The 26557-nt window shown below is 63.9% G+C and carries 23 protein-coding genes and 3 pseudogenes; 8 read left to right on the forward strand and 18 right to left on the reverse strand.

All coding sequences use genetic code 11. From position 1 onward, the window contains the following. Positions 1-168: 168 nt before the first annotated feature. The 8 genes from RPMA_RS02310 to RPMA_RS02345 all read right to left on the reverse strand — a co-directional run bounded on the left by RPMA_RS02310 (position 169) and on the right by RPMA_RS02345 (position 7049). Positions 169-426: a hypothetical protein gene (locus RPMA_RS02310; protein WP_211911359.1), complete on the reverse strand. Its 258-nt coding sequence runs from the start codon at positions 424-426 to the stop codon at positions 169-171. Positions 427-484: 58 nt separating this feature from the next. Further along, positions 485-1447, reverse strand: a complete 963-nt coding sequence (locus tag RPMA_RS02315) for a 3'-5' exonuclease (protein WP_328516547.1) — start codon at positions 1445-1447, stop codon at positions 485-487. Further along, positions 1405-2343, reverse strand: a complete 939-nt coding sequence (locus tag RPMA_RS02320) for a GIY-YIG nuclease family protein (RefSeq protein ID WP_211911360.1) — start codon at positions 2341-2343, stop codon at positions 1405-1407. Before RPMA_RS02320 ends, RPMA_RS02315 begins: the two co-directional genes overlap by 43 nt. Positions 2344-2388: 45 nt before the next feature. Continuing rightward, entirely contained in the window at positions 2389-4266 is a 1878-nt protein-coding gene (locus RPMA_RS02325; protein ID WP_211911361.1) for an AAA family ATPase, read from the reverse strand. A 149-nt stretch (positions 4267-4415) separates the two neighbouring features. After that, positions 4416-5012: a hypothetical protein gene (locus RPMA_RS02330; protein WP_211911362.1), complete on the reverse strand. Its 597-nt coding sequence runs from the start codon at positions 5010-5012 to the stop codon at positions 4416-4418. 88 nt (positions 5013-5100) lie between these two features. Beyond that, positions 5101-5904, reverse strand: a complete 804-nt coding sequence (locus RPMA_RS02335; protein WP_211911363.1) for a metallophosphoesterase — start codon at positions 5902-5904, stop codon at positions 5101-5103. Beyond that, positions 5901-6443, reverse strand: a complete 543-nt coding sequence (locus tag RPMA_RS02340; RefSeq protein ID WP_211911364.1) for a hypothetical protein — start codon at positions 6441-6443, stop codon at positions 5901-5903. Before RPMA_RS02340 ends, RPMA_RS02335 begins: the two co-directional genes overlap by 4 nt. 9 nt (positions 6444-6452) lie before the next feature. Beyond that, positions 6453-7049 carry a hypothetical protein gene (locus tag RPMA_RS02345; RefSeq protein ID WP_211911365.1) on the reverse strand — a complete coding sequence of 199 codons (597 nt, stop codon included), beginning with the start codon at positions 7047-7049 and terminating at the stop codon, positions 6453-6455. A 275-nt stretch (positions 7050-7324) separates the two neighbouring features. On the opposite strand from RPMA_RS02345, the gene RPMA_RS02350 reads away from it, so the two are divergent. Continuing rightward, positions 7325-7549, forward strand: a complete 225-nt coding sequence (locus RPMA_RS02350) for a hypothetical protein (protein WP_211913869.1) — start codon at positions 7325-7327, stop codon at positions 7547-7549. 385 nt (positions 7550-7934) lie between these two features. Here the strand turns inward: RPMA_RS02350 and RPMA_RS02355 are convergent, their stop codons facing one another. The 4 genes from RPMA_RS02355 to RPMA_RS02370 all read right to left on the reverse strand — a co-directional run bounded on the left by RPMA_RS02355 (position 7935) and on the right by RPMA_RS02370 (position 10981). Beyond that, positions 7935-8177 carry a hypothetical protein gene (locus RPMA_RS02355; RefSeq protein ID WP_211911366.1) on the reverse strand — a complete coding sequence of 81 codons (243 nt, stop codon included), beginning with the start codon at positions 8175-8177 and terminating at the stop codon, positions 7935-7937. A 265-nt stretch (positions 8178-8442) separates the two neighbouring features. Next, positions 8443-8637, reverse strand: coding sequence for a hypothetical protein (locus RPMA_RS02360; RefSeq protein ID WP_249225515.1), 195 nt, complete (start codon positions 8635-8637; stop codon positions 8443-8445). A 719-nt stretch (positions 8638-9356) separates the two neighbouring features. Continuing rightward, complete coding sequence (locus RPMA_RS02365; RefSeq protein WP_328516548.1) at positions 9357-9890, reverse strand: class I SAM-dependent methyltransferase; 534 nt, start codon at positions 9888-9890, stop codon at positions 9357-9359. Between the two features lie 104 nt (positions 9891-9994). Beyond that, positions 9995-10981 (reverse strand): acyltransferase family protein, encoded by a 987-nt coding sequence (locus RPMA_RS02370; RefSeq protein ID WP_328516549.1) that lies wholly within the window; start codon positions 10979-10981, stop codon positions 9995-9997. A gap of 243 nt (positions 10982-11224) precedes the next feature. Here RPMA_RS02370 and chrA point away from each other — a divergent pair, with 243 nt between their 5' ends. After that, positions 11225-12406, forward strand: coding sequence for a chromate efflux transporter (gene chrA / locus RPMA_RS02375; RefSeq protein WP_211911367.1), 1182 nt, complete (start codon positions 11225-11227; stop codon positions 12404-12406). 17 nt (positions 12407-12423) lie between these two features. Here the strand turns inward: chrA and arsH are convergent. The 5 genes and pseudogenes from arsH to RPMA_RS02400 form a co-directional block, all read right to left on the reverse strand. Beyond that, a pseudogene (arsH, locus tag RPMA_RS02380) lies at positions 12424-13140 on the reverse strand (arsenical resistance protein ArsH). After that, positions 13130-13534 (reverse strand): arsenate reductase (glutaredoxin), encoded by a 405-nt coding sequence (gene arsC / locus RPMA_RS02385; protein WP_211911368.1) that lies wholly within the window; start codon positions 13532-13534, stop codon positions 13130-13132. Before arsC ends, arsH begins: the two are co-directional and overlap by 11 nt. Beyond that, positions 13531-14589: an ACR3 family arsenite efflux transporter gene (gene arsB, locus RPMA_RS02390; protein WP_211911369.1), complete on the reverse strand. Its 1059-nt coding sequence runs from the start codon at positions 14587-14589 to the stop codon at positions 13531-13533. Before arsB ends, arsC begins: the two co-directional genes overlap by 4 nt. 175 nt (positions 14590-14764) lie before the next feature. Beyond that, positions 14765-15142 carry an ArsR/SmtB family transcription factor gene (locus RPMA_RS02395; protein WP_211911370.1) on the reverse strand — a complete coding sequence of 126 codons (378 nt, stop codon included), beginning with the start codon at positions 15140-15142 and terminating at the stop codon, positions 14765-14767. Positions 15143-15351: 209 nt separating this feature from the next. Next, positions 15352-16326, reverse strand: a complete 975-nt coding sequence (locus tag RPMA_RS02400; protein ID WP_211911371.1) for an arsenic resistance protein — start codon at positions 16324-16326, stop codon at positions 15352-15354. 116 nt (positions 16327-16442) lie between these two features. Here RPMA_RS02400 and RPMA_RS02405 point away from each other — a divergent pair, with 116 nt between their 5' ends. The 6 genes and pseudogenes from RPMA_RS02405 to RPMA_RS02430 all read left to right on the forward strand — a co-directional run bounded on the left by RPMA_RS02405 (position 16443) and on the right by RPMA_RS02430 (position 23136). Continuing rightward, positions 16443-16877 (forward strand): MerR family transcriptional regulator, encoded by a 435-nt coding sequence (locus RPMA_RS02405; RefSeq protein ID WP_211911372.1) that lies wholly within the window; start codon positions 16443-16445, stop codon positions 16875-16877. A gap of 186 nt (positions 16878-17063) precedes the next feature. Continuing rightward, a complete protein-coding gene (locus tag RPMA_RS02410; RefSeq protein ID WP_211911373.1) occupies positions 17064-18662 on the forward strand; it encodes a cytochrome-c peroxidase in 1599 nt (532 codons plus the stop codon). A gap of 303 nt (positions 18663-18965) precedes the next feature. Further along, positions 18966-19280, forward strand: a complete 315-nt coding sequence (locus RPMA_RS02415; RefSeq protein ID WP_211911374.1) for an ArsR/SmtB family transcription factor — start codon at positions 18966-18968, stop codon at positions 19278-19280. Positions 19281-19329: 49 nt separating this feature from the next. Further along, a pseudogene (locus tag RPMA_RS02420) lies at positions 19330-20656 on the forward strand (FAD-dependent oxidoreductase). A 97-nt stretch (positions 20657-20753) separates the two neighbouring features. Beyond that, positions 20754-21953, forward strand: a complete 1200-nt coding sequence (locus tag RPMA_RS02425; RefSeq protein ID WP_211913393.1) for an MFS transporter — start codon at positions 20754-20756, stop codon at positions 21951-21953. Then, positions 21950-23136 (forward strand): annotated as a pseudogene (locus RPMA_RS02430) (MFS transporter). The gene RPMA_RS02425 and the pseudogene RPMA_RS02430 overlap by 4 nt, the downstream one beginning before the upstream one ends. A 365-nt stretch (positions 23137-23501) precedes the next feature. Here the strand turns inward: RPMA_RS02430 and RPMA_RS02435 are convergent. Next, positions 23502-26426, reverse strand: a complete 2925-nt coding sequence (locus RPMA_RS02435; protein ID WP_211911375.1) for a PAS domain-containing protein — start codon at positions 26424-26426, stop codon at positions 23502-23504. Positions 26427-26557 lie beyond the last annotated feature (131 nt).

A 26557-nucleotide genomic window follows, 5' to 3' on the forward strand; every position in this document is an offset into this window, starting at 1 on the left:
TCATCCGCCCAGGTTCCTCCGGATATTCTCGCCGGCGACATGCCGGCGTGAAACAATCGATTGCCGGTTCCGGCTCGTTTGGCAACAGAAAAAACGACGTGGCCGCCGCGGCCCGTCCGGACGCAACCTACTGCGAATACTATCGAATACTGGGCCGACCGAGCGACCTCAATCGCCCGGCGACGGCTCTCTGGACTGTCGGGCGACGTCCGCCATCGCAAGGATCGCGCGCTTCGTGGTCAGCAGTTTGCGGGCGATCATCGTGGTTTCAAGGATTCGATTTCGGTAGGCATGCCGCAGCGAACTTTCGGACAACGGTCCCTGCGGGAAAAACAAGGCCGCCGCTTCGGCCAGGGTGAGGACTTCGGTTTCGCTCCACGCGGCCGGGTCGGGCCGGGCGGCGACGCGCGGCGGAATCTTTCTCATCGCTGGCTCTCCTTTTCGTGTTTTGGATCCTTGTCGTCCGCCTCGGGTTCAGCCCGGCTCAGCAGCGGTCCGAATACCTGTCGACGGCATCCATGCGGCGGACGTCCACCGGAGCGCCGTCCCTGCCGTAGACCTCGCTGCGGAGGTACGCCCGCTCGCCTTCGAGCTCGTTATCGCCGATATCGACAGACCAGGCCTTCGCCCGGCCCACCGCGCCGGGGTCCCACCGGTAGCCTCGCCTCTTGAGGCATTCCCGCATTTCGAAGGGGGCCCCGACCGCGCGTACCCGCCAGCGGGTCGCGCGGGCCGAGTCCAGCAGCAGTCCGAGGCCGGTCCGGCCGCTGCGCGGCAGCGTGCGGGAGAGCAGCTCGAGGCCCGCCCGGCAGTCGTTGACCGCCCGGTGCCCGTCGTGGAACAGGCCGGCCGCCGCGAGGAGCTGACCGAGCTTTGCGCCCTCCGCGAATCCTTCCGCGACCCATGGGACCTCGCGCCACGAACACGCCCAGGGAAGCCGCGCGAACGCGCCGCAGAACCGCTCGGCGAACGGCCGGTCGAAGGACGCGTTGTGCGCGATGACCAGCCCGGCATCGCCGAGGAAGGATTCGATCTCCGCGGGATCGATCGACAGGCCGGCGACGGCCGCGTCGTCGATGCCGGTCAGGGCCGCGACCGCGGGCGGGATCGGGCGGCCGGGATCGCGGAGGCGGTCGAAGGATTCGTGGACCGCGAAGATGCGTCCGTCGGCCGAGCAGTCGAACGGCACCATCGCGATCTCGATGATCTCGTCGACGGCGGGATCAAGACCCGTGGTCTCGACGTCCAGATAGACCGCCCGCGTGACGGGCGCCCCGTCCGGCTCGGCGAAGGCCGCGAACGGCAGCAGCCGGCGAAGGATTCGATATTCCCCCGTCGATTCCAGGACACGGGCCACCCGATCGAGGCCGCTGCGGTGCGTTTCCAGGTTCATGATGCTCCCCGTCATGCCGCGAGCCAGACCGATTTCGACTTCAGCGGCGTCCATCGTCCCGCAGTATGCGCGCCGCAAAGCACCTTCGCTGCGATCGACTGGGTGGAGAAGGCGATGGCCACCATCAGACGCCGGCGGCCGCTGACGCCCGGGATCGCGGACAGCACTCCCGCGCGGAAAAGGTCCTCGCGGCGCGTCCGCGTGATCTGGTTCACGGATCCGTTGGTCGTCGTCCTCATCTCGCTGCCCGCCGCAACGACAAAATGACTGCCCGACCAGTAGCCCCGCGCCCAGGCGTCGTCGTAGGTCAGTTCGTAGACCTCGGTGCCGGCCGGGACGGTGCCCACGTCGATTTCCATGGGCCCACTGTCCGCCGGGTCCGACCCCTCATCGGTCGGGACCGGCTCCTCGGCTTCCGGCGGCGTGCCTGGACCCGGTTGGAAGATGCGGCACCCCGCGTCGTTGAGAAGGCGGAGGGCGTCGTCGACGATCCTGTCGTGTGTCGCGCGGTCGGCCGCCGTCAGCACCGGTTCGACAGGGGAAGCCCCCTTAGAGACGGCGACCACACTGGCATCGATGGCCGCCCTGGTCAGCCTGAACTGGAGGTCCACGGCGACCCCCTTGTCGAATGCGCAGCCGTCGACGCCGGTCACGACGAAGGCCTCGCGGGCGAAAGCCGACTTTCCTGGATCGCATGCGTGTTCGCCGAGGCGACGGATCGGTCGACCGCTCTCGCCCACGTAGGCGGTCCTGTGATCGGTGATGACGTAAGCCCCGGCCGTGCCGAGAAGACCGGCCGCGGAGACCTGCGGCAGGTCCTTCATCGGGAATGCATGGACGCAGACGCGGCTCGCGCGGTCCGAGAGGCAGCGGTAGGCGGTGACGCCGCCGAACGGTCGATGGATGATCGTCGTCGAGGGCGTGACGGGCAGATGCAAATCCTTGATCAAGGTCGTTCTCCGGTGACGTTGAAGGGAGGCGGGCAGCGGCCGGCGCTATGCGGCCGGCTTGCGATTCGTTCTCCGGACGGCCGGCGGATTCGCATCGAAGTGCGCGCGGATCTCGCGTTCCGACAGATGCCGGCGGACGCCAAGCGCCGACGCGATCGCCTCGACGGCCCGGCGGTGCACCACGATGAGCTCGTCGGCGCGGGACTGAAGCGCCTGGAGGTCGCGCTCCACGCGGCGCTGCAGGTCGCGGTCGAAGCGCATCGCCTCCAGTGCGGCGCCGTACGGAGCGAGAAAAGTGATCGTGTCGCCGAGCCCGGAGCTCGCATGCAGCGCCGCGACCAGCCGGGTGCTCTCTTCCAGGTCCCGCGTCGCGCCTCCGGAGATCTCCACGTGGGTCAGCCGCTCTGCCGAGCGGCCCGCGAGAAGCACGATCACGTCGCGTTCGACGCGGCTGCGGGTGACGAGATCGCCGTCGAGCGGCTCGATCAGCGTGTGGCCCCCGCTGCGGCCCCGGGCCGTCACCATGCAGCGCCGGACCCGGCCCGCGTTCAGCGCCAAAGCGGCGGTTGCATGGCCCGCTTCATGAGCGCTGATCCGGCGCAACACTTCGGGAGGGATAGACCCCGCCGGTAGCAGAACCAGCCGCAGGTCCGCGACGGTCAACGGACGTCCGGCCAGCCGCGCGATGCGTTTGGCCTCCCTGACGAGTAGCATGATCTCTGCGCCCGTGGACCTTTCCGCCATATCCGCGACATCGCCGAGATCTTCGCCGGCCAGCTCCGGGGCATGGAAACGGATGATATTTGTCACGCCTTCGGCGTCGGGCGGGACGATCTCGACGATCCTTTCCAAGCGGCCCGGGCGAGTCAGCGCCGGATCCAGATCCCTGGCGTCGTTCGTCGCCCCGATTATTATGATTCCCTTCCTATTGTCGGCGAACGAGTTGTCGAGCCTGGTCAAGACGTAGTTAACAAAAGGCTTCCAAAAATCCCCGTTGTGGTGTCCTGATACCGTTGCTCGGTTCGGAATTCCGTCGATCTCGTCGATGAATCCGATCGACGGAGCGAGAGACTGGGCCTTATCCATGAACACACCGAACGCACGGATGATGTCGTCGAGGTGCCCCCGTGAGCCTTGGGTGAAGAGGTCGGCAACGGACGTCGCGACGAGAGGGAGACCGCAAGCGGCGGCGAGCGAACGTGAGAATAAAGTCTTGCCCGTACCGGGCGGACCGGAGAGAATGATACCGCGGGGCAGTTCGCTCCACGCCACGGTCCCGGCCCGGTACGAAGCGATATCCGCGGCCAGCGACATCCCCCAGGTTCGCGCCTCGCCGTATTCCAAAGCGGTCGCGAGGACCGGCACGTCGGTGGCCGCGCCCACGCCCGAAGTCGCGCCCGCCGCACGGATCAGCCGCTCGCCGATCTTGCGGTGACCGGCACCCGGCCTGAACGCCGCCACGATATCCGGCAGATCGAGACCGTCACCGGCGCCCGCTGGAAGCTCGCCGGCAGCCCGTCCCGTGTACTGCGCGATTGCGGCGCGGACGACGGAGGTCGTCGGCGGGGCGACGACGATCGTAATGTCGGCGGCGCCGACGAGCGTGGCGGGCAGACTGCCCACGTCGGCGGAGATGCCCACGACGCAGAGCCCGCGGGCGAGCGCGCGTGCCGCCTCTATGTCGGCCGCGGCGGCTGTCTTGCTCGCCGCCGTGGATTCGCGCACCACCCGTGTCCAGCGCTCCCCGAACGTCGTGCCGAACCAGCCCGCCACGGGCTGGACCCAGTTCGCGGTTGGCACCTGGACGATCAGGGCGACGGCCTTTGCTGCATGGAGTTGGCGAAGAAGCTTCGGCGTCATTGCAGCCTCGAACGCCGCGTCGAGGATCGCCGTCAGCGCCGTCGGGCGCGTCTTCTTATTCACCACAGGAACGGGCGCATCGCCCCCTCGTCGAGCGTCATGTCGAAATCGACCTCGCGCTCGGTGGTCTTCTTGGGCCATGCCATTCGCGTTTCTCCGGGTGATTTGAATGAAAGGGCCCGCGGCGGACGCCGCGGGCGTCGGGCGCGGTGTCAGTCCCGCCAGCGGACGCGCGTACCCGGACCGATCACCTGGGTCTCCAGGTCGATCTCGAGCATGTCGGCACAAGCCAGGGAGAGCACCGAGAGCAGCGGATCCTGCGGGCCGCTCACGATCGAGCAGAGCTCGTCGAGCGACATGTCGACCACGTCCGCGAGGGCCCGCTTGATCCGATACCGGGTGTCCAGACTCGTCCGGAAACGGCGGTGCTGCCAGACGGCCCTCGCCGATCTGAAGCGGGGTTCACGCATGATGTCGTCGCCTGTCAGCGTCAGCGGTCGCAGGCCGAGAGCCGCCATCGTATCGTCGAAGGCGGCCTGCCTGTGGGGCGACCGCACGCGCCGGGCCGGGACGACGTCGAGGAAATACGGGCCATCGCGCCGCTCGACGCAGATGACCCCGAAGGCCATCGCTACCCCTGACGCCTCCTGTTGCGCCGCACGGCGAAATTCGAGCCGGAGAACCGCCGGATCGAGGGAGCATTGGATGAGCGCATCGCCGACCAGTCCGCCCGGGTGCGGTATGGGCCGAAGACCTTTTGCACCCAGGAAAGTCTGGCTGCGGAAGGCGATGGCGTGTCGTGATTGCATGCGGCATCTCCAGGATTCGATCGGGCAGGCATGGCGGCGGTCGCTGTGGGGGTGCGAGCGTGGTCGTCCATCGGCACTCTCCTCGGGGTCAGATGTCGAAGGTGAAATACGGATCGAAGTCAGGATTCTCCCAGCGCTCGCCGGGCGACCAAGGGCCGTATCCCTTGGGATTCTGGATGAGGCGGGTCGTCCCCACGGTCAGATCGAGGCTGACATGCGTGTGTCCCGCGATGGCCGCATCGACGCCGAGGTCGAACATCGCCGAGCAGTCGCTCATGTAGGCGGGTGCCAGCGGATCCTTGGCGTAGCCGGACAGCGCAGGACGGCTGCGGTCACCGAACGCGTGGATCGGATGATGTGTGACGACGACGCGGCGGCGGCAGTCGGCATTCAGCAGCAATCCGAGTTCGATCGCCGTCCGGGACGAGCGGTGGCGCGCGAGAGTATGGTGCGGGCGCAGCCGCTGGCTGTAGCCGTGCACGCGGATGCGGCGGAAGTCGTTGAGCTGGTCGGCTGCCTCGGCCATGGAAGCTTCTCGCGTGCCGTACAGTTCGAAATCCGCCCAGAACGTCGCGCCCACGAACGCCACATCGCCGACGATGCAGCCGTCGTCGTGCAGCACCGTCACGTTCGTCCCGCGGGCGGCCTCGCGACCCTTCTCAATCTCGCGGTCGATGTCGCGGCCGAAGGATTCGTGATTCCCGGCGACCATGATCACCGGCCGGTCGGTCACGCGGTCGGCGATCCACCTGACGCCGCGCGCAAAGCCCGGCATCGTGTCGCCGGCGACCACCAGCACGTCGGAATCCGGCCGCGCGCCGGGCGGCGGCAGATCCCAGCCGCGCGTCGCATCGAGGTGAAGATCGGAGAGCGTCCAGATGCGAAGGGTCATGGAAGATCTCCCAGATCGCCGATGGCCACGTCGACGAAACTGTCCGACGCACGGTCGTATCGGCGAGCCCGCGAGACGCGCAGATGCCCGCCCGTGACGACGTAGATCACCTCCACGTTCTCCCAACCGGGCCTGACCTGGACGACCTCGCCCCGCGCGTGGTCGTCGCAGAGCGTGGCCAACCACCCGTTCTGCTCGCGCAGCACGCCCGGATTGCCGCAGATCTGGCAGGTGCATGCCGACCTCGCCTCGGCGAGGGCCACCGCCTCGTCGATGGCCGCCTGCACGCCGCTGTCGAGCCCCTCCACGCGGCGCTGCAGACCGACGACGAGCGTGCCGTGCTTCTCCTCGATGCGGTCGATACGGTACGAACCGCGCGGAGCGAATGTCGCGATCCGCTCGGCCAGCACCTCAACGAGGTCCGCCCAGCCGTCCCCCACGAAGGGATAACCGTGGGCCGTCGCGCTGCCTTCGGCGTCGCGAACGAAGATTTCGGGATGGCGGTCGACCAACCGCCTGCGCCAGGTGTTCTGCATCATGGCGGTTCCTCAGAACAGCCGCGGCCGCGGAGCGGCGGGCACGGTGGAGCGGCGCACCTCGGCCGCGTCGATGTCGTTGGCGTCGAGGTCTATGTCGATGACGTTTTCGCAGGCGAGGGCGAAGACGTCTTCGCGTCGCACGTCGAACTCCCTCAGCGGTATGGCGCCGGAGATGTCGAGCGCGTCGAGAACGGATTGCCGTGCCGGCATGCGGACCCGGTGGCGGGCGTTCTCCCAGACGAGTCTGGCGTTCGAGCAGCGCGGCTCTTCCTCGATCTCGTTCCTCGTCAGCCGCAAGGGAGACGCGCCGAGTGCGTCGAAGGCGAGCAGACGGAGCCCTTCAGCATCCAGAGGACGGACACTGCTGCCGTCGGCGATGTCCAGCGCGAACAGCGCCCCGTCGCGCGAGACGAGAACGCAATCGAGCGGATGCAGCCGCCCCCCGAGGTGGACGGTCCGGATGTAGGAAAGCTCGGCGACGGCCGGATCGAGGGCTGCCTGGATGACCGCATCGTATTCGAGCGCGGTCGTGACGGGGATGGAGAGGGTGGACTTAGGGGTGGTGACGAGATGCGAGCCTGGGGCTCGGTTCGGCGGCTGGATCATGACGGCGGGACTCCACGCGATGACGGGATGCGAGTGTTTCGATCGTCGTCGTCGTGTGGTCGTCGTCGGCCATGTCAGTTCTCCAGCGGTGCGGTCACGGGCGGCGCATAGACCACCGATCGTCGCGGGAGTCAACAGCTATCTAGCTATCTGAATGCAAATAGCTGGATAGCAGCCATTGCATGGAACGGGAATCGGTGGTGTAATTTAAGTCAAATGCCGCGCTGGCTCTTAATGCCCCGGCCGGCCACGTGCCTGTTCGACGGGAGATACGCATGGCGAAGAAGAAGCAAGACAAGAAGAAGAGCGAACCGCCTGCGAAAAAGCCCAAGAAAGGCGATCGCGGCCGCCCCGACCAGAGACTGCAGGTCCTGCTCTACATGAAGGAGCCGATCATCAAGGATCTCAAGAGCCTCGCGATCGCGGAAGACACCACGGCATACGAACTCGCGGAGGAGGCGGTGCTGATGCTGCTGAAGTCGCGGCGGGAGGGCAGCTAACGAATATGGCCGCAAGGATTCGATTGCGGACGCGGTAGACCATATCCCGAACCCATCAGGTTTCTCGGTGGATCGGGTGGAAAAGGAAGAATCCCGGACCACCTCCAGATCCTGACGACGGCGATATCGTCGCCTCGAAGTCATAGGCACCGACGGAAGACGGCGATCCGCCCGAATGGTCGAGGATCAAAAACGCTGCTCGCCCGTAGTAGAGCAGCGAAGGCAGCATATGGCCCCAGCCTCTACCCTCGCCTCGCGGTACGGCGACGCCTCCAGCAGCCGGACTGCTTGTCACTATCGAGTGGAAAACATGCCCAGAAAAGAAGACAGCCGAATTGTCGAAACAGCTACGGAAGCCCGCCAGGGCGAACGAGGACCTTCGGTCCTAACTCTGCTGATTGTCAGTGTGGTCCTCGCGCTGGCGGCGATGGCCGTGGTTTGGTTCGTTTTCTTCCGGACCTAGCGGCACCAGGCTTGGGGCCACCTGGATGTCGACGATCAGCCTTGCGCGCTCCTCATATTCAGCCGCTACCGCCGTGAACCTTTCGCGGGCTCCGGTGTCGAAGGCAGTTGCGGCCATCTCGCGAGCGATCATTGCGAGCTTTCGTAGTTCAGCAATGTCTTCCATTAGACCCCCCGACAGGAAAAGGCCCCGGTATCGGACCGAGGCCTCGCTTCGCCAGGGGTACATCCGCCCTGGTAGCGGCCAATAACGCACGTGATTAGCCGCGGGTTCCGGCAACAAACGCCGGTGGCGTCATGAAGAGCACTTGCACGTGCCCATCCCAGCGACGCGTCTGATGCCGGCGCCGCCCACCAACGTGCCCGCGATCAGCAGGAGCAGGGATGGATCGTCATCTCCATCGTCTAAGGCACTGAAGGTCATCAGAGCCTCAATCGCTGCCACTGCGACCGGTTCGGGCATTCAGCGGCCCTTTGCGCTCGCGCAGCAGCCCCTCGGGAATATCCACGTGTCCGGCGGCACCATGGTGGGCGGCATGGTCGGGAGGCTGCTTCGTGACCGGCGTCACGGCGTCGTAGGCGCCGCTGCGGGTGTCGCGTCCATCGGTGTGCATGTCGTTCGCCATGAGCTGCTACCTCGCTGTTCGAGGTCTCAATGCGTGCGGGCCGGCCTCGTTCCGGGATGCAAAATATGCAAGGGCTCCGGTATCGGACCGAGGCCTCGCGTTTTCGGGGGTACATCCGCCTAATCGCCCGCTTCCCGGAGGGCGGCTCTGACCGCCCGCGTGCCCAACAAGGGCGCGCCGATTGCGAGAGCTTTCTTCCGCACGGAACTCGGTGATCTTTTGAGTGCCACGGCGGCACGCAGCACGGTTGCGCCTGCCTTGCCGAGCTCGACGAGGCGCTCGACCTCTTCCGGGCGCCAAGGGCGCGTCAGCAGTCGCCGCGCCACGATCAAGTCTCCGGACGCTTGAGTTCGCCGTTCAACCATCCTTCCGCTTGCTTCGCCGGGTCCGGCTCCGCCGCCGTGTGAATGAAGCGGCATCTCGGGCACTCATAGGAGTGCACGACGAATCCTTTTTCGGGCAGGCCGCATCGGAGCCAGTGCGTCGCGGCTCCGCATTCGGGACAAGGTGGTGTTCGGGTTCTGGGCATGTGAAGCGGCGCGGGAAAGGTTCTTGCGAAATTCTAGCATCGCCGACCTCCCGATCAATCCCGAGGTACGTCTCTTTTGCAGGACTTAGGCCGCGTCCGGCCTCGGTGCCGTCGAAGTCCTCGATCCGCTGCTGGGATTCCTTCGTTTCGAATGAGACAACGTCAGTCACGCAAGCCGAAATAGGCTAAACTAGAAGCGCTGCACCGCACCCCATGGGGTCTCATGATCATGCTTCCGGGAGTGCAGCAGATCGAAACGCGGACCGAGCAATTTCGCCAGACTTTCGGCATCGTGCCTGACGGTGTCCAGACCGCTGCACTTTTCCGGGCCGTCGGGCGCGAACGTTGCCAAGACGATATGGCCCCCGGATCGAAGGCCAGCCAGCAGGTTCCTTATGTAGGCAGCTTGATCTTCCGGACGGGTCAGAAAGTGAAAGGCCGCGCGGTCGTGCCAGATGTCGAAGCGGCGCTGCGGCTGCCACCGGGTGATGTCCGCCTCGATCAGCGCGACACCGTCGCCCACCGGTCCGAGCCGCTTCCGTACGATTGACAGAGCCGCGCCCGAGATGTCCAGCACCGTGAGATCGCGATACTTCCGGTCGACAAGCGCGTCGACCAGTCCGGACGCTCCTCCGCCCACATCGATGATCGCGTCGTTCGGGCCACCCCCTGCCAAGGCCATCAACTCCAGCGACGGCTCGGGACTATCTTGGTACCAGCTCACGTCCGCTCACCTCTCGTCGCGTAGACGTGTTCCCAGTGCGAAGCGCTCAATCTTTCCTCCTTTGCGACATCGCCTGCCCGGTCCGGCCGGACGAGCCATGCCAATCAAGCGCGGTTCGTGTTCCGAGGCAGGCCCGAACTCACGTGCGCCCTCGCCTTCGTGGAGAGCGGCCAGCCGCGACTGACCGCCTGTGAGGCCAGCATATCCTTGGTCCACCGCTGGGCCGGACGTTCGACAAAGCGCCAAACGAACCAGGACACCACCGCGATGCCGGAGACCACTGCCGCGACCGCCCATGCACCGCCCGCCGGCGCCAGTAAGTGCAGCACGACGTAGCCAAGCTGCATGTGAAGAAGGTAGAGCGGATAGGTCAATCCTCCGATCGCCATCACAAGGCCGGCGGGCAACGGAAGCCGCCGCAGCCGCGTCGCCAGGAAGACGACCGCGATCGACGCCAGGCAGATCACGACCACCATCACGTGGTCGAAGGAACCGCCGGTGTGCGGCCCGAGACGGATCAACTTGTGAAGGGACTGAAATACGGCCGTGCCGATCGACAAGGCGAGGATGGCGTAAAGCTTCGGATCGCGCCGACCGCGGTGGATTTCGTGGAGAGCCAGTCCGACCGCGAAGAAGCCGCTGTCATCCGCCAGGAAGAGTTTCTCGAAGACCGGAGCATCGATCGTCAGCTCGTTGGCGAAAGTGATACCCAGCCAGACCAGGATTATGAGATCGAGACGCCGCGGAAAGATGCCGACCGCCATCAGGACGGCGACCCATGCGTAAAAGACGACCTCGATGACGAGCGACCAATAGGCGCCGTCCATGTAGGGATAGCCTAAGGCGGGAGCCGCGATCAGAAGGTTTGCGGCCCACTGTGCAGGCGATGTGCTGTAGAGCGGTGGGCCCATCGTGAGCAGAGCCAGGAACGTCAAGCTCATGCAGATGATGAAGGTCGGGTAGATGCGGCTGAAGCGGGCAATGGCGAAGCCCGTCGCAGTGCGCCCCTGCGCCGAATAGGCGATCACGAAGCCGCTGATGACGAAGAACACCGGAACGCCGAGGAAGCCGTACTGGGCAAAGCCGGCCAATTCCGGAAGGGCCACCGCCGGCGGGACATCGTTGGGGAGGGCCCCCAGAAACCGTAGTGATAGAAGACGACCGCGGCCACCGCGACGAGACGGAGCAAATCGAGGGCCTGTACCCTGGAAGCCGCTTGTCCGTCGCCCGCTAACATGATCTCACCGTCCGGCTGGAGCGGTCAGGGTATCGGTCCTTTGATGAAGAAGTGCTTACTTCCGCCGGCGATCAGGCGGAGCAACGGGCCACGGGGAATGAGCGGTTCATCGGTCAAGGGGAGCGTCGCGGAGGTTTTCCTGGCCTTCCTGAAGTTGGGATTGACGTCGTTCGGCGGGCCGGTAGCGCATCTGGGCTATTTCCGTTCAGAATTCGTCGAACGACGGCGATGGCTGAGCGAAAACAATTATGCCGATCTGGTGGCCCTTTGCCAGTTCCTGCCCGGTCCGGCATCGAGCCAGGTAGGCATCGCGATCGGCCTGTCCAGAGCCGGTTACGTCGGCGCTCTCGCCGCATGGACCGCATTCACTCTGCCCTCAGCCGTCGCGCTCGTCGTGTTCGCCTACGGGCTGAACGCCGCAGGCAGCAATTTCGGTGGCGGCTGGCTTCACGGACTGAAGGTCGCCGCGGTCGCGGTCGTCGCGTTGGCCATCCTCGGCATGGCGCGGACTTTGACGCCCAATCGTCTCCGCGCGTCGATCGCCGTCGCCGCCATGACCGTCGCCGTCCTGCTTCCATCCGCTTGGGGGCAGATCGGCGGAATCGTGCTCGGCGGGATCGTAGGACTGGCAGCGATCAAGGCCGCGCCGGCCGTCGATCGGACCGTTCTGCCGCTGCCGGTCGGCCGGCGAGCGGGCATCGTTTCGCTCGCAGTATTCGGTGGGTTGCTTCTGGGTCTACCCCTGATCGCCTCGATGACCGACAGCGCTTTGCTTCGGCTTTTCGACACCTTCTACCGCGTGAGCTCGTTCGTCTTCGGAGGCGGCCACGTGGTGCTGCCGCTGCTCAAGGCGGAGATGGTGCCGACATGGGTGAACTACGATACATTCTTGGCGGGATACGGCGCCACGCAGGCCGTTCCCGGTCCCCTTTTCACCTTCGCAGCCTATCTCGGCACGGTCATAGGGGGATGGTCGGTTGCGGTTGTCTGCCTCGTCGGCATATTCCTGCCTTCATTCCTGCTGGTGGTAGGCTTTCTGCCTTTCTGGGACGGCTTGAGGAAACAACCTGCGGCCCAGGCGGCGCTTGCGGGCGTGAACTCCGCGGTCGTCGGTCTTCTGCTCGCCGCGTTCTATGACCCGGTCTGGACCGCGGGGATCACCAACAGTTTCGACTACGTCCTCGGGCTCGCGGCCTTCGTGCTGCTGTTCGTCTGGAAGGCACCGCCCTGGCTGGTCGTCGCGCTATGCGGAGTGGCTGGGCAGCTCTTCATTTCTTGATCGCTTCCGAGCCGCGATCATACTGCTTGGTCCAGCCGCAAGCGTCCGGCGAGTTGTTCGGCGGCTTCCTTGCGCTCGCTGTAGCGGTCGGTGAGATAGCCCGAGGCCTCGCGGGTCAGGAGAGTGAACTTCACCAATTCCTCCGCGACGTCGACGATCCGATCGTAGTACGGCGACGGCTTCATCCGCCCGGTCTCGTCGAATTGTTCATACGCTTTGGCCACGGAGGATTGGTTGGGGATCGTAATCATCCGCATCCAGCGTCCTAGCACCCGAAGCTGGTTGACCGCGTTGAAGGATTGGGAGCCGCCGCTGACCTGCATCACCGCAAGCGTCTTGCCCTGGGTCGGACGGACGGCGCCGATGGCGAGCGGGATTTAGTCGATCTGGGCCTTCATGATGCCGGTCATGGCGCCGTGCCGCTCGGGGCTGCACCAAACCTGGCCTTCCGACCATGCGGACAAGTCGCGCAGCTCCTCGACCTTCGGATGCGTCGACGGGGCGTCGTCGGGAAGAGGCAGGCCGGACGGATCGAATATCCGAGACTCGGCACCGAACGCCTTGAGAAGGCGCGCCGTCTCCTCGACGGCCAGGCGGCTGAAAGACCGTTGCCGCAGCGATCCGTAAAGCAAAAGAATGCGGGGCCTGTGCGCGACGTCGGCAGCCGGTCGCAAGGCTGCGACATCCGGAATCCGGAGGGCGGATGGATCGATGTAAGGCAAGTCAGGAGGCATCGACGATTTCCCCGTCTTCCTTCACGAAACGGCCGATATGCGGGTCCGGCAAGATCTCCAGCACGGCCTCGGACGGACGGCACAGTTTGACGCCGATCTGCGTGACGACGATCGGCCGGTTGATCAAAATCGGGTGCGCCAGCATGGCGTCGATGAGTTCGTCGTCGGTCTTCGCGGGGTCGGCCAGACCGAGCGCGGCATACGGCGTTCCCTTCTCTCGCAGCAAGGCGCGGACGCCGATGCCCATCGCCACGATCAACTCCTTGAGCCGCTCCCGGGATGGCGGCGTCGTCAGATATTCGATCACGACCGGCTCCTCGCCGCTTTGCCGGATCATCGCCAAAGTGTTGCGCGAGGTGCCGCAATTCGGATTGTGATAGATGGTGATGGTCATCGGTGAAGCTCCACGCTCTTGTCGCCGGCGCGATCGCTGCCGGCTTCGTACCAATCCTTGGATGCCGTGACGATCTTCACGACGGTCAGCATGACGGGCACCTCGACCAGCACGCCGACGACGGTCGCCAGCGCCGCGCCAGAGTTGAGGCCGAACAGACTGATCGCAGCGGCGACGGCGAGTTCGAAGAAGTTGCTCGCGCCGATCAGCGCCGCGGGTGCGGCGACGCACCAAGCCACACCGAGATAGCGGCTCATCAGGTAGGCCAGTCCGGCGTTGAAGTAGACCTGGATGAGGATGGGCACGGCGAGGATCGCGATGACGATCGGCTGCGCGATGATCTGCTCGCCCTGGAAGCCGAAGAGCAGGACCAGCGTGGCCAGCAGGGCGACGAGCGACAGAGGCTGCAGGCGCGCCATCGTGCGGTCGAAGGCGCCCTGTCCGGACGCCAGCAGCGAGCGGCGCCACAACTGGGCGACGATCACCGGCACGATGATGTAGAGCGCGACGGACAGGAGGAGCGTCGCCCAGGGTACGGATACCGACGCGACGCCCAGAAGCAGCCCGACGATGGGAGCGAACAGGAAGACCATCAGCACGTCGTTGAGGGCCACCTGACCGAGCGTGTAGTTCGGATCGCCGCCGACGAGATTGGACCAGACGAACACCATCGCGGTGCAGGGAGCCGCGGCGAGCAGGATCAATCCGGCGATGTAGGAAGGGATCTGGTCGCCCGGCAGCATCGGCGCGAACACGTGTGCGATGAAGAAGGTGCCGAGGAGGGCCATCGAGAACGGCTTCACGGCCCAGTTGATGAACAAGGTCACGCCCACGCCCCGTGCGTGCTCCGTCACCTTGCCGAGCGCGCCGAAATCGATCTTCAGCAGCATGGGGATGATCATGAGCCAGATGAGGACGGCGACGGGCAGGTTGACCTTCGCCACTTCGGCGCCGGCGACCGCCGAGAAGAGGCCCGGCAACGCATGACCCAATGCGACGCCTGCGGCGATGCAAAGGATGACCCAGAGGGTCAAATATCGTTCGAAGATGCTCATGTACGTTTTCAGCTCGGAATGTTCGGGGAGGGTGTGATGTCGCCTCTCGTCGGCAGCGGGCCGCTACAGACGCCAGCGAAGGCTTGGGCCGTCCTTTGTGGCCTACGCGTGTCGAATTCGTTTCCAGCGCCTCGGCTGCCGACGGCGGGCGAATGCATCACCTCTCGCCGTCGAGTCAGGCACGGGATCGCTCCTTGGTCTTCGCTTTCTTCTTGGGAGGCGCGCAGCAGGACGTAAGCTGCTCGATCACGGGCGCGCAGAATTCGGCACGTCCACCGCAGCAGTCCTGGAGCATGAAAAGGATGATCGCCTGCAGCGCGGAGATCTCGGCGCGGTAGACGATCGAGCGGCTGCGGCGCTCGCTCACGACGAGCCCGGCCCTCGCCAGGATCGACAGATGGGCCGAGAGCGTGTTCTGAGGAACCTCGAGGAGCCGTGCCAGATCGCCGGCCGGGAGACCCTCCGGTTCGTGCTGGACCAGCGTGCGGAACGCTTGAAGCCGGGTGCCTTGGGCGAGCGCGGCGAGCGCGAGGACTGCTTGTTCGTTTTCCATATATCCAGACTTATGGAAATAAAGCGGCGCGTCAACCTCGTTGTGGCTATAACTTTCTCAATTTCCAAATAAGCTCGCATTTAACGATATAAGGATAGTCGCACTACCCCGATAAGATCGAAGGAATTGTGCCCGCAAGGCGAGGAAATTTAGCGACGACTCTCGAGCGGACGCCGCTGGACCACTTCGCAGCGTTGCGCGTCTTCGAATTAGTCTGGCCTCGCTGAGCGCCCAAGATGAGGCGCGAGTTTCATATAGAAAATTGAAGCCAGGAGTTCGACAAGCGTTTGCGCGACAATCACTGCCGGGAGGATCGGCACCGCTCCCGGAACGGCGAGCCCCAACGGAAGCACAACGAGGGAGTTTCGGGTCGCGGCGCTGAACGCGATGCTTCGCCCTGCTTCAACCTTGAGTCCGAACATACGCGAAGTCGACCATCCTAAGAGTGGGGCGATAATTGAGAAAGCCACATAAACCGGCAGCACGCGGACCGCCGCTCCGGATGCGGCGCCCAACTGGGGAAGCACCGACGCGATCACGACAAACAGGACCAAGCTCGTCGCCGGCACGGGCAACAGCACCAGGCCTGAGACAATGCTCTGCCCCCAAGGATTTCGACTTGCCCAGATCTGGCATGTTGCGGCCAGCACCAACGGCAGCGCGATGAGCCAGACAAACGCATGCAGAAAAGGTCCAGGCTGAACGAGGCTAACCGCATCATGTCCGAGGAAGGCACCGAGATAGATCGGCAACATTATCATCTGGACGATCAACAGGACGGGCGTCGCCGCGAGCAGAAGCTTGGAATCCGATTTTCCGAGATGAGAGAATGTCACGACGTAGTCGATGCATGGACATAGCAGCACAATCAGGACGCCCAGCCGGAGCAGCGGATCCGGTGGCACGAATTGAAGAAGCCCGAAGACGAGAAGGGGAACAACGACGAAGTTCACCGTCAACAGACAGGCCAGGAATCTGACATTCCGTAGGGCCGCACCTAACGCCCCCAAAGGCACCTGCAGAAAAGTCACGAACAGCATCAGTGCCAAGGCGGGATTGATTGTGGATTCGAGAGCGTCCGTTCCTGGAATCAGAGCGCCCGCCGCAGCACCGAGCAGTACGGTGCTGAAATAGATTGCGACCTGTCGTTCTTCGAGAAAATCGCGCCATTCTTGCTTGGTCATATGCACTAGCCGCCAGTTTGATGGGATGATCCATTCGGTCCGCTCGATTGATTTGCGTTGGACGGACCCTCGCACCTCAAGTAACTTGAGGTTCAATTCACGATCAGGAGAGCAAGATGGCCTCGACTGCGTCAAAGTTCACGATAGGAAGGCTTGCATCCGAAGCGGACTGTAGTGTCCCGACCGTCAGGTATTACGAGGAGATCGGATTGCTCCCCAAGGCAGTCCGAGGTTCGGGCGGCCAAAGGGTCTACGGCCTCGATGATCTGAAGCGATTGACCTTCATCCGCCGGTGCCGGGACTTCCAGTTCACCGTCGAACAAATCCGCGAATTTACTGCTCTGGCAGACGACCCTACTCGGGACTGTGATGTCGCGAGGTTGCTGGCCGAACAGCACCTTGCCGTCGTTCGTGAGAAAATGAGCGAGCTGCGTAAACTTGAAGACGACTTGACCTTCTTTACGCAGCAATGCGCGTCCCAATGTTCAGGTGGTCCTGCCGAGAAGTGCGTGATCATGAGCGACCTGTCGGCGCCGAACTGCTGCGCGTGATCGCCTCGCCGAGATCCAAATAGCGTGCGACAATCTGTCATCATTTCACTCTTATCGCTGAACTCGCGAGGTTTTTCCGGCGAAACAACCGCTCGTCGGCTTTCGCGCTATCATTTCTCATTGACGAAATGTCGCACCACTGATCAACCTTAGAGCGAGTCTAATTTCGTATCTGGGGATCTCGAAATGTTGCGGCTCCTTTTGAATTTCGGATTGTTCGTTTCCGTCACCGCTTTCTTCTCTCCTTCGTACGCTCAAGCCCCCGCGTCCACAGCGAGTTTGGACCAGAGGCTGATCGACGTCCTCCGAACGCATAGTTTCGAGGGTAAGGAGGGCCAGAAGCTACAAGCGCGGCTTGAGCGCGATCTCGACACAAAGCGCGTTGAACTTGGCCGATCACTGTTTTTCGACAAGATTCTAGCAGTCGGAAACGACAACACCTGCTCAGGCTGCCATGCGCCTCTGCAAGCATTTGGCGACAGCCAGTCCATCGCGATCGGTGTGCAGAATAATAACAAAGTCGGGCCGGATCGAGCTGGACCTCGAAACATGCGGCGCACGCCGGGTCTTCTCAACATCGCGTTTTACCCTCGCTTGATGTGGAATACCCGGTTCAACGCCTTGTCGGATGATCCTTTCGACGGATCGAAGGGTTTCGAGTTTCCGAACCCTGAGAACACCAACAAGTTCGCCGCCTTTGATGAGTATGTGCGGCATCTCTTGGTGGCCCAAGGTCACATGCCGCCCACAGAGTTTCAGGAGATGGCGGGTTTCGGAAACACCGAAGGAAAATCCTTCAGGGTTTCTCGTCTCAACGGCGCACCCGTGCAGATCAGGTCAGAGCAGGTAAATGCACTGGCGCGCGTGATGAACTCGCAGAAGACAATGGCGACGAACTTCACCGCTTCCTCCTCGGCTCCGGCCGTTGCCAGTCCGCTCCCGGACGCAGACTCAACAGGCACGATCAATGAACCCGTGCGACGTGCAGTGCTTGGCAGACTTCACGAAAGTTCAGGATATCGACGGGCCTTTCAGGAAGCGTTCCCTGAAATCAAAGACAGGTCGGATATAAACTTCGCTCACGTCGGTGCGGCAATTGCTGAATTTGAGATTTCCCTCAACTTTGCAGACGCTCCCATCGACCAGTTTGCGAGGGGCAACAGGAACGCGTTGACGGATGAGGAGAAGCGAGGAGCACTGATCTTCTTCGGATCCGGAAAATGCGTGTCGTGCCATGCCGTGCAAGGCAGCGCGCGGGAGATGTTCAGCGACTTCCGGAACCATGCCATCGGAGTGCCCCCGTTGCTGTCCTCGACGCACAATATGCCGGATGGGAACTTCAAGGGGCCGAACAAGAACGAAGACTTTGGACGAGAGGACATCACCAACAGCCAGGTTGACCGGTATCAGTTCAGAACTAGCCCTCTACGCAATGTATCGCTCCAGCCGACCTTCTTCCACAACGGCGCCTATACGAAGCTGGATGACGCCATTCGTCACCACCTGAATGCCGAACAGAGCCTGAGAAGTTACGACCGTGCCAAGGCGGGAGTGGCGGCCGATATCGACCAGATGGGTCCAATTGACCCCGTCGCCGCGGCCATCGATCCGCTGCTGAAGGCGCCGATCAACCTCAAGGCTGATGAATTCGCGGATCTCGTCGCCTTTGTAAAAAACGGCCTCACGGACAAGCGCGCCACAGGCGTCGAACTGTGCAAACAGATTCCAGGGTTCGTTCTAAGCGGCATTCCCATGCACGAGTTCCAGGGTTGCGCGCCCAACTGAAGCGCCGAGATCAGGGGGCAATCGCCCCCTGAAAACGCGTCGAACTAATGTGGGAAAACCAGCCAACGCGATGGCCTTATGGGTGTTTTGCGCAATTTTATGGGGGAAAGCCCGACCGAAAACATTGAAGAATTTCGGTTTTTACGGCGCAATTACGTGGGGATCCGCATCTTATGTGGGGAATTTTGGACTGAAATCAGTGAACACTTTCCACCCTTCCGGCGACTTCATGGGGAACTTGTAAATTTCGAATATTCTAGAAATATCGTTGACTGTTGTGCTTGGAGGAGCAATCCTCCGTTCATGAAAATCGAAGATGCAGCGGCGAGGCTCGAAGCGCTGGGCAACCCAACCCGCCTCCGGATCTACCGCGCGTTGGTTCGCGCCGGCCAAGCCGGAATGCCGGTCGGCCGTCTGCAGGAGAGGCTCAAGATACCCGCCTCGACCCTCTCACATCACATCAAGGCGCTGGTGGCGGTCGATCTGATCTCGCAGGTCCGGGAATCGACGACGCTCGTCTGCCACGCGCAGTACGCCAACATGCAGGGGCTGGTCGATTTCCTGGTCGCCGAGTGCTGCGCGGACGAGAAATGCGCGGATACGCAGTCGGCCGCCTGATCGGGCTTCGCCCATAATTTCGATGATACTAGAAGGATCGGAGAACAGCATGTCGAAGACCGTAGCGATCATCGGAGCCGGCCCCGTGGGACTGGCGGCCGCGGCTCACGTCATGGAGCGCGGCATGATGCCGATCGTGTTGGAAGCCGGCCCTGCCGCCGGTGCCTCCGTGCGCGAGTGGGGGCACGTGCAGCTCTTCTCGCCCTGGGAATACAATATCGACAAGGCTGCGGCCCGCCTGCTCGAGCCGAAGGGCTGGAACTCTCCCGACCCGCGCGTCTATCCGACGGGAGCGGAGCTCATCGAGCGCTACATCGAGCCCCTCGCCACGCGGACCCCGCTGCGGGACGTGATCCGGACGGCGAGCAGGGTCGAGGCCATCGGTCGGGTCGGTTTCGACAAGGCCAAGTCGGCCGGCCGGGAAACGGCGCCGTTCGAGATCAGGTACCGGAGCGGCAAGGGCCGGAGACCCTCCTCGCCGATGCGGTGATCGACGCATCCGGATCCTGGTCGTCGCCGAACCCGGCCGGCGCGAACGGGCTTCCCGCGGCCGGCGAACGCGAGTTCGCAGACCGGATCGCCTACGGAATGCCGGACGTGCGCGGAACTGCACGCGGGCGCTACGCCGGCAAAACGGTGGCGGTGCTCGGCGCGGGGCACTCGGCGATGGGCACCCTGACGGAGCTCGCGCATCTCCGCGCGGACGTCCCCGACACGCGGGCTATCTGGCTGCTGCGCGGGAACGACCCTTCCAAATCCTACGGGGCGGAGCGAACGACAAGCTGGCCGCCCGCGGCGAGCTGGGCACGACCTTTGCGTCGCTGGTCGCGTCAGGCCGGATCGAGGTTGAGCAAGGATTCGCGGTCTCGCACGTGACCTCGTCCGGAGACCGCCTGCGCATCGGAGCCGGGTCCGCCTGCTGCGGCAGGCACGTGGTCGTGGACGAACTCGTCGTCGCGACCGGCTTCCGTCCGGACCTGTCGTTCCTGAGCGAACTGAGGATCCGCCTGGATCCCGCGATCGAGGCGCCCGTCGCGCTCGCGCCGTTGATCGATCCCAACGAGCACTCTTGCGGAACGGTCAGGCCTCACGGCGCGCGCGAACTCGCGCAGGACGATCCGGGGCTCTACATCGCCGGCATGAAATCGTACGGCCGGGCACCGACCTTCCTCATGGCGACCGGCTACGAACAGGTCCGCTCGATCGCCGCGGACATCGCCGGCGACCGTGCCGCAGCCGAGCGGGTCGAACTCGAGCTACCCGAGACCGGCGTCTGCACGCGCGGGGGCGTCGAGAGCGGCGTCGCCGAGGCAACGTCGTGCTGCGGGACGCCGGCCCCGCCCCCCTCCGCCGGTTGTTGCGGTCCGCGCCCATGACTGGCGTCCGGACGTCCAACGTAGGCACCGAACCTTCACGGTCGTTCGGCGAATGAGGTGGCACGGCAATCTTCAGGGGAAGCCTGCCATCCTCGCGATGTGCATCGGCCAGTTGGGCAACCTGCTGCCGCATGTCGCCGTGCCATCGATACTGGCGCAATTTCTGATTCCGGAATGGGGCCTGACCGGCACGTCCGCGGGCTTGCTCGCCGGAAGCTTCGCGGCCGGCTACATGCTGGCCGTCCCGGTATTGTCCACGCTGACCGACAGGATCGACGCCCGTCTGATCCTGATCGCCGGCTCGGCGCTGAGCTCGGTCGCGACGGTCGCCTTCGGAATCTTCGCGAGCGGCTTCTGGTCGGGAGCGGCGCTTTGGGCCTTGGCCGGGATTGGCTTCGCGGGCGCCTACATGCCCGGCCTGAAGGCTCTGACAGACCGGCTTGAACCCGGCGACTCGTCGCGCGCGGTTACCCTGTACACGTCGAGCTTCTCGCTCGGCGTCGGGCTGTCGTTTCTGGTCTCGCAGATCGTGGCGGAGCAATTCGGCTGGCGCGCTGCATTCTACACCACCGCTCTCGGGCCTCTGGTGATGATGGCCGTCTGTCTGTCGCTGACGCCCGTCACGCCCAAGGCCACCACTACGAAGCTGCTCACGTTCGGACCGGTGCTGCGGAACAAGCCCGCCATGGGCTATGTGCTTGGCTACGGCGCGCACTGTTTTGAGCTCTACGGCATCCGGACTTGGCTCGTCGCCTTCTGGACGTTCGTCGTCGCTCACAACGGCGGCGCCGGCGTCCTGACGCCGGTTGCCGTGAGCTTCGGATTCTCACTCCTGGCAATGCCTTCCAGCATCATCGGGAACGAGCTCGCGCTCCGGTTCGGCCGTCACCGAGCGGTCTCGGTCGTCATGGTCGCGTCGGCGTGCGTCGGGCTGTCGATCGGTGCGTTTGCTGGAGCTTCGCCCTATGCCCTGATCCCTCTCCTCATGCTCTACGCGATCACCGTGCCGGCCGATTCCGGCGCGCTGACCGCAGGCATGGCGATGTCAGCTCATCCGGAGAGTAGGGGCGCGACCATGGCGGTCCACTCGACCGTCGGCTTCGGTCTGTCCGCGCTCGGGGCCTGGTGCGTCGGAGCCGCACTCGATGCGTCCGGAGGTCCCAACGTGCCGTCGGCTTGGTTCGCGGCATTCGCGGTGCTCGCCGCCGGCATCCTCATCGGTCCGCTGGCTTTGAAATGGTCGCGAGGCGCTCCGACCCTGACGACATCGTCTCTCGATCCGGACACCGTGAAATGACCGATCGCCAGCTTCCCATCATCCTGTCGCTCGGAACGACGCAGACGCTTGCGTGGGCATCCAGCTACTATCTGCCGGCCATCCTCGCCGATCCCATCGCGCGGGATCTCGGCATGTCGAGCAACTGGTTCTTCGCGGCATTCTCAGCGTCGCTCGTCATTTCAGGATTGCTCGGACCCCGCGTCGGCCGACAGATCGACCGCGTCGGCGGCCGGCAGGTCCTATGTGCTTCGAACCTGCTGTTTGCCGGCGGCCTCGCGCTGCTCGGGCTGGCATCCTCGTTGTGGATGCTCGGCCTCGCCTGGTTGCTGCTCGGCATCGGAATGGGACTCGGTCTCTACGATGCGGCGTTCGGTGCCCTCGGGCGCATCTTCGGAGACAAGGCCCGACGCCCCATCACCGGCATCACGCTTCTCGCGGGATTCGCCAGCACGATCGGATGGCCGTTGAGCACGCTGGGCCTCGATACGATCGGATGGCGGGGCACCTGCTTCGCCTGGGCGGCCGCCCACATCGTGATCGGGCTGTCGCTCAACATGCTCTTCCTTCCGAAGACCGAGCGTGTCGTCCTCAGCGAGGCGGAGGCGCCCTCTGCGAAGCCGCACGTCGCGATCGACGGCACGATGATCCTGCTGTCCTTCGCCTTCGCCGCGGCTTGGACCGTCACGTCTGCGATGGCCGCGCACCTCCCCCGGATCGTCGAGAGCTTCGGAGCAACTCCCGCCCAGGCCGTCTTCGCTGGGATGATGATCGGACCCGCACAGGTGGCCGCACGCATCGTCGAGGCCGGGCTGTTGAACCGGTTTCATCCGCTGTTCTCGACGAGCCTCGCCTGCATCACGCATCCGATCGGGGCCGGCGTCATAGCGCTGTTCGGAGGGGAGCGGCTGCGGCATTCGCGCTTCTGCACGGGGCCGGCAACGGCATCCTGACGATCGCCAGAGGCACCCTGCCTCTCTCGATCTTCGGGCCGGAGAACTACGGCTATCGGCTCGGGCTGCTCGGGGCGCCGTCGCGCATCTGCCAGGCCCTCGCCCCCGTCGCTTTCGGCGTGCTGATCGAGATCATGAGCGGGCGGGTGCTGATCATCACCTCGCTGCTGAGTCTGACCGCACTTTTCGCCTTGCAGCTCCTGTCAAGTTGTCCCAAGGCTGCTGAAACTTCTGCAGAGCGGATTCTCTAAGGGCAATTGACGAGATCAAGGAGTCGATTTGGTTCAAGGGCCACGGCGACAGAGTTCCGCTGGCTTTCTAAGTTCAAGTAATCGCCGGAACTTCTCCCGCGATGATCTTTCGGACGGTGCAAGGGCGGCGTCGAGAAACTTTAAGCGGTTGTCCGGAGTGGGTCCGGCTCATTTCCGGTTATGCCGATGCCGGGGCGATCGCTGCCGATCTTCCCCGCGTGAGCAAGCTCTTCAGACAGGCCGACTTCAGCGCGAGCATTCGGGATGCCGGCAGTCTCGTTCATCGGTGAGATGATCGTCGCCAGAAGGCGCGACTAAGCCCTTCGTACCGGAACGCGCGCAATGACCGAAGCTCGCGCTGTCCGCTACGGCGAAGTCACGGGCATCAGGGCGGAAAGACCGTCGGCAAGCTCGGCGATCCGGAAAGGCTTGGTCAACCGCGCGATGTCGGGATCGACGCCTTCCGCTTCCGCGTAGCCGGACACGATCAACACCGGCAGCTCGGGCCGCTTGGCCTTCAACTCACGCGCCAGCTCGACGCCGTTCATGCCGGGCATGAGGTGATCCGTCACGACGAGATCCGGGATCAGGCCCGTCTCGATCAATGACAGCGCTTGCTCGGCCGAAGCGGTCTCGACCACCTCGTAGCCGAGGTCGGCCAGCATGTCCGCAGTGCTCATGCGGACAAGCTCCTCGTCGTCCACAAGGAGCGCGATCCCGCGTATTGGCTCAGTTTGCGGAGCGGTATGCACAGCTTCCGCGTTCTCGATCGCCATCGCGCTGATAGGTAGCCACAGCTCCGTCGTCGTCCCTCGTCCCACCGCGCTGTCTATGAACAATCCGCCGCCGAGCTGAGCGGCGAGACCATGGACCATCGAAAGACCGAGCCCTGTGCCCTTGCCTATTCCCTTTGTCGAAAAGAAAGGTTCAGTGGCGCGCCTGAGAGTCTCCTCGTCCATGCCGCATCCGGTGTCACCGACGCTCAGGCATACGTAGTGACCGAGCTTCAATCCGGAAGTTTTCCGTTCGCGGACGCTTGTACGCCGCGCAACGATGGCGAGCTCCCCGCCGTTCGGCATCGCATCGCGGGCATTCACGGCCAGATTCAGAAGTGCCATCTCGAGCTGGTTCGGGTCAGCTTCCGCCGGCGGTAGATCGGCAGCTAGATCGACGCGGATATCTATCGTAGGTCCCAACGTGGAGCTCAACAGTCCGACCATGTTCTCGACGAGCCGACCCACATCGACGGCGGTAGGCTGAAGCGGTTGCCGGCGGGCGAAAGCGAGAAGCCGTTGAACCAGTATCCTTGCGCGCTCGGCCGACTGAAGGGCGCCGTCGATGAGACGTCGCTCTCGTTCGCTGCCAACGCCTTTGCGCACCAGCATATCGAGCGAGCCGATGATGGGTGTCAGGAGGTTGTTGAAGTCGTGGGCGACGCCGCCGGTGAGACTTCCCATCGCCTCCATTTTCTGGCTCTGACGCAACGCTTCCCGTGCCCTGTCGAGTTCGACTTCGCGTGCCTTGGCGTAGCTAAGATCGCGACCGACCGCGATGAAGTTCACGCCGTCGGATTCGGGAGACACCGTCCACTCGATGGACTTCCATCCGCCGGCGCTGGTGCTGATTCGGTTCTCGAAGCGCGTGGGCTGGGACGTCGCCGCCATCCGCCCGATCGCTTCGAGCGTGGGAGGCGCGTCGTCGGGATGCATGAACGTGGCATAGCCACGTGCGAGGAGTTCATGCTCCGTCCAGCCGAGCACCTGCGTCCAGGCCGGACTGACCGCCGACATCATCCCGGTGTAGTCGGCACGCGCCAACATGTCCTGGGACAGGTTCCACAAACGGTCGCGCTCCGCCGAGCGCGCCTCAACCTGGGCTTCCAAGGTGTCGTTCAGTTCGCGTAGCCGCCTTTCGCTTTCCCGCAATGCGAGCTCGCCCCGCACTCGCTCGACAGCGTTACGCGTGCGATCTGCGAATTCTCTGATGAGCGTTAGGTCGCCCCTGCTCCAGTTGCGTGGTTCGCCGTGATTGACGAAGAATACCGCGACAAGCCGCCCATGCTCGAGAACCGGCGCATTGACGAAAGCAAACGAATCCTTGGCTTCCAGCGCGTCCGCTGCTGCAGCGGTCCGCGCATCAGCGCGAACGTCGTCGATGACGGTAAACTCTCCGGCCTTAAGGCTATCGATGAACGAACCGTAGGCCCGCAAGGGCAACGTGCCCGCTAGGGTCTCCACGCCCGCAGCGGTCCAGTCGCGATCCACATGCAGCGTCTCGGCATCGTGATCGATCGCGGCGTATCCCACGCGGGTGCTTCCCAGCGTGCGGCCCAGCACCTCGGCAGCGGCGTAGGCGATATCGGACGGGTTATGCAGATTCCGGATCGCCTGAGTGAGATCGATCAGCGCGCTGCGCCTTGTCTCGGACGTCTTGCGCTCGGTGATTTCGAGCGCGGTGCCTGCGACGCGAAGGCAGCGACCCGAGACGTCGAAAACACCGCGGCCCTTCGCGGCCACCCAGCGGACGACGCCGTCTTCCTTCCCGATCGTCCGGTACTCGACGTCGTAGAGTGCGCGGAGCTCTGGATCTGCCGCGGCGAGATAGGCGGCCGTGGTCAGGGATCGATCGTCGGGATGCAACCCATCGTAGAAGTCGTGCATCGTGACTGCGACATGGGGTGAGATACCGAACATCGCCTTGGTGCGGGACGGCCAGATCAGCCTATCGTTGATGACATCGACGTCCCAGAAGCCCACGTCGGCATTCTCTACCGCGAGGCGCAGCCGCTCCTCGCTCTCCCGTAGGTCTCGCTCAGCTTTTGCACGTGCCTGTGCGAGATTCGCGTTATCGACTGCAATGGTCGCCAACCGCGCCAGGCTCTCCAGCCGCGCTATCGTTTCGGGGTCATGTGGCGCCGGGCTAGACCAATAAGCACCCAGAGCCGCCATGGGCTCAGGCCGTCCGATCGGCACCATTATCAGGCTCCGCACGAACGTCGCGGCATAGGCCGCCTGCGGTACCCTGTCATCCAATCGGACGTCGCTAATGGAAACGGTTTCGCGATTCTGCATCGCCCAACCGGATACGCAATCGTCGGCCGGAAAACTCTGTCCCTGCCAAAGTGGTTCGATCGCGTCTTCGGCGACATAGTAACACTTGTCGCCATCCCTCAGAACTACGGCTATACCTTCGGCGCCGATAGCCGACCTTGCCGTATGACGCAGAACCTCGACAATGGTTTCGAGGGAAGTCGCCGCAATTAGACGCTCGCCTGTATCCAAAATGCTCAAGGCCGATAACCCACTGATGTCGGTCCGCCTCGCTGCTGGAATACCCTGATAAGTCGCGTGAGCTCGGTGCCCTTGAATGCATGACCAACATATAGCGTGGCAGCGCACGCGCGTCATGCGGTCTCGCGGTT

The sequence above is a fragment of the Tardiphaga alba genome (genome assembly GCF_018279705.1).
GTDB lineage: Bacteria > Pseudomonadota > Alphaproteobacteria > Rhizobiales > Xanthobacteraceae > Tardiphaga > Tardiphaga alba.